At 55.9% G+C, this 3115-nt stretch carries 2 protein-coding genes; both read left to right on the plus strand.

All coding sequences use genetic code 11. The features are described 5' to 3' along the window. Positions 1-1469 (plus strand): VWA domain-containing protein (locus tag PAT3040_RS27295; protein WP_258235184.1); only part of this gene is annotated, 1469 nt, incomplete at its 5' end. A 26-nt stretch (positions 1470-1495) separates the two neighbouring features. Beyond that, a complete protein-coding gene (locus tag PAT3040_RS27300; RefSeq protein ID WP_108995161.1) occupies positions 1496-2635 on the plus strand; it encodes a toxic anion resistance protein in 1140 nt (379 codons plus the stop codon). Positions 2636-3115: the final 480 nt, after the last annotated feature.

Below are 3115 nucleotides of genomic sequence, written 5' to 3' on the forward strand. Positions count from 1 at the left end.
TAGGCGATTCGCTGCCGGATATCGAGAAATATCCCGTAACGGTGCAGCCGTCAACAGGCAGCTATGCAGAGATCTTTTCGTCGACGGAGAAAGGCGGAGAAGGCGTCGACGGCTGGTTGGCGGAGGCTGCGCAAGCATTCAATGATGCCGGTATTGTTCTGAACGGAGAGCGCGTATCGGTGAAGCTGCGCAACATCGCCTCCGGCACGGCCGCCGATTATATCCGCTCGGGAAAATACGTGCCGGATGCGTTCACGCCGTCGAATGAGCTGTGGGGAGCCATGATTCAAGAGGACGGCATTCCAATCGAACTCCTGTCGGAAAGACTCGTCGGCAACGTGGCGGGAATCGTGACCAAGAAGGCTAAGCATGACGAATTGGTGGCGAAGTACGGCTTCGTCGGCGTTAAAACGTTGACGGACGCGCTCGCGGAGAACGAGCTTGCGATGGGATATACCGATCCCTTCGCAAGCTCGACGGGGCTTAATTTCCTGGTGACATCCCTGGAGACGTATGGAGGTGGGAACCCGCTTGGGGAGGAGGCCGTTCAAGGTTTCCAGCGGTTCCAGGCCAATGTGCCCTTTATCGCCTCTACGACGCTGCAGATGCGGGAGGCGGCAAAGTCGGGCATGCTGGACGCGTTCGTGCTGGAATATCAGACCTATATGAACTCTCCTGACTTGCGCAGCGAGTATGTTTTCACGCCGTTCGGCGTCAGGCACGACAGTCCGTTGTATGGTTTGGGCGACCTGACGGTGCAGAAGCGGGACATTCTTCTGTCCTTCGCGGAGTTCGTCACGAGGGAGAGATGGCAGCAAGAGGGAACGCGCAAGGGCTTTAACGGTCTGGAGGAGTATCGGCCGGAGAGCAAGCCGATCGACGGCTCCATGCTTGCGCCTGCCCAGAAGCTATGGAAAGAGAAGAAGAACGGGGGGCAGGAGGTTGCCGCCGTCTTCGTGGCGGACGTGTCCGGCAGCATGGACGGCGAGCCGCTAAACCGGCTTAAGGAATCGCTGCTGGCGGGACAGAAAGTGCTCGGCAGGGAAAACAGCATCGGGCTAGTCTCCTTTTCCAGCGAGGTGAGGGTCGAGCTGCCCATCGGTACATACGATACGAATCAGCAATCGATGTTCGTGGGGGCGGTGGAGAGCTTGCGTGCCGGCGGAGAGACGGCGACCTTCGACGGCATCGCAGTAGCCATGAAGCTGCTTCGCGAGGCGCTGGTCGCGCGCCCCCAAGCAAAGCCGGTTATCTTCGTACTCAGTGACGGGGAGACGAATACGGGCCATTCGCTGGACGACATCCGCAGTCTGGTCGAGACGTATCGCATCCCGATCTATACGATCGGCTACAACGCCAATGTGGAAGCGCTAAAGAGCATCTCTGCCATTAACGAAGCCGTCAGCATGAATGCCGACACGGATGATGTCGTATACAAGATCGGCAATCTGCTGAACGCGCAAATGTAGGAGAACGAATTACGGGAGGGGATCCAATGTCATTCTCGATGGAAGTAGTGAGCCCGGAGGCCATACGGTCTGCGATCGAAGAGCAGGTGAAGCCTGTTCCGCAGGAGGTGGAGCAGCTTCGGACGCTGGCGCGAAGCAACGTTGCCGCGATTTTGGAGGTGGATCCGGAGGCGCCCGAGAAACGCAAGGACATCATGACCTCGCTGGAGCAGTTCGGCATGGCTACCATGCGTTCTTCCGCGGAGAAGAACGGCTTGCTCCAGGTGTCCGTCGGCCAGCTGTCCAGGGCGGGCGACGAAGGCGGGCAAGTCGCGCAAGGATTGACGGAGCTGCAGCTTCAGCTCAAGGATCTCGATCCCGGCGCCGTCGACTTCGCGAAGCACGGCATGCTGGGCAAGTTCTTCAATCCGCTGCGGAGCTACTTTGCCAAATATCAACGGGCCGACGCCGTTATTTCGGATATCATCGTATCGCTTGATAAGGGCAAGACGGTGCTGCGCAATGATAATACGACCCTGGAATTCGAGCAGCAGGCGCTTCGCGAGCTGACGAAGCGGCTCCGCAAGGAGATACAGCTCGGCATGCTTATGGACGAGGAGATCGAGGCACAGCTCGGAGCGGCCAGGCTGAGGCAGGAAGAGGATGACCGCATCCGCTTTATTGCGGAGGAGGTGCTGTTCCCGCTCAGGCAGCGGCTGATGGACCTGCAGCAGATGATGGTCGTAAACCAGCAGGGAATCATGGCGATCGAGGTTGTCATGCGGAACAACAAGGAGCTGATTCGCGGCGTTGATCGGGCAAGGAACGTGACGGTGTCCGCGCTTAAGACGTCGGTGACGGTGGCAAGCGCCCTCTACAATCAGCGCATCGTGCTAAGCAAGATCGAGCTGCTGAACCAAACGACGGATACGCTGATTAGCGGCACCTCCAGAATGCTCAAAGAGCAGGGAGCCGCGATTCATAAGCAGTCCCTGGAGTCCAGCATTTCCGTCGACACGCTGAAGCAGGCTTTCTCCGACGTTATCGCAGCGCTGGATTCCATCAGCGTCTACAAGCAGGAGGCACTGCCTAGAATGCGAGAGACGATTACGCAATTCCGCGAGCTGGCGGATACGGGCGAGCGCCAGATCAAACGGCTGGAACAGGGTCAGCGGCTGGCCTTATAAAGTTGCCCAACAATAACGCCGTTCCATTTCGACAGGGCTGCCGGGTTGTCTTCCAATACCCCGGCGGCCCTTACGTACTTCGGTTGAACGGTAATGGTCCAAGTTTTTCAATATCGGGGATGAACGTGGCAGCATAATTGGCATTGGAAGGAAATGTTCGAAATAGAGCGAAATAGAACATAGATGGAATCTACTATGAAATCTACTCTTTTTTCGGAGGAATGATATGCATAAGGCGCATTTGAAAAAGAATATAACCCGATTTTTTGTTTTATTTATTACAATCACCGAGAATACCCCTGCCTCTAAGCCACCTTACTCACGAAGTGAGAGCGAAGGAAGGGGATGAATCGGGAAATTTGTAGGTGAATATTAGCGAACGTACGTGCTATAATTAGGTGGTGTTAACAATTGTATTTCTTGTAGATAGGTGGTGAAACAAGCGATGCTTCATCATAAGGCATTCAAATTTCGTATCTA

It is taken from the genome of Paenibacillus agaridevorans, from assembly GCF_003112455.1.
Lineage (GTDB): Bacteria > Bacillota > Bacilli > Paenibacillales > Paenibacillaceae > Pristimantibacillus > Pristimantibacillus agaridevorans.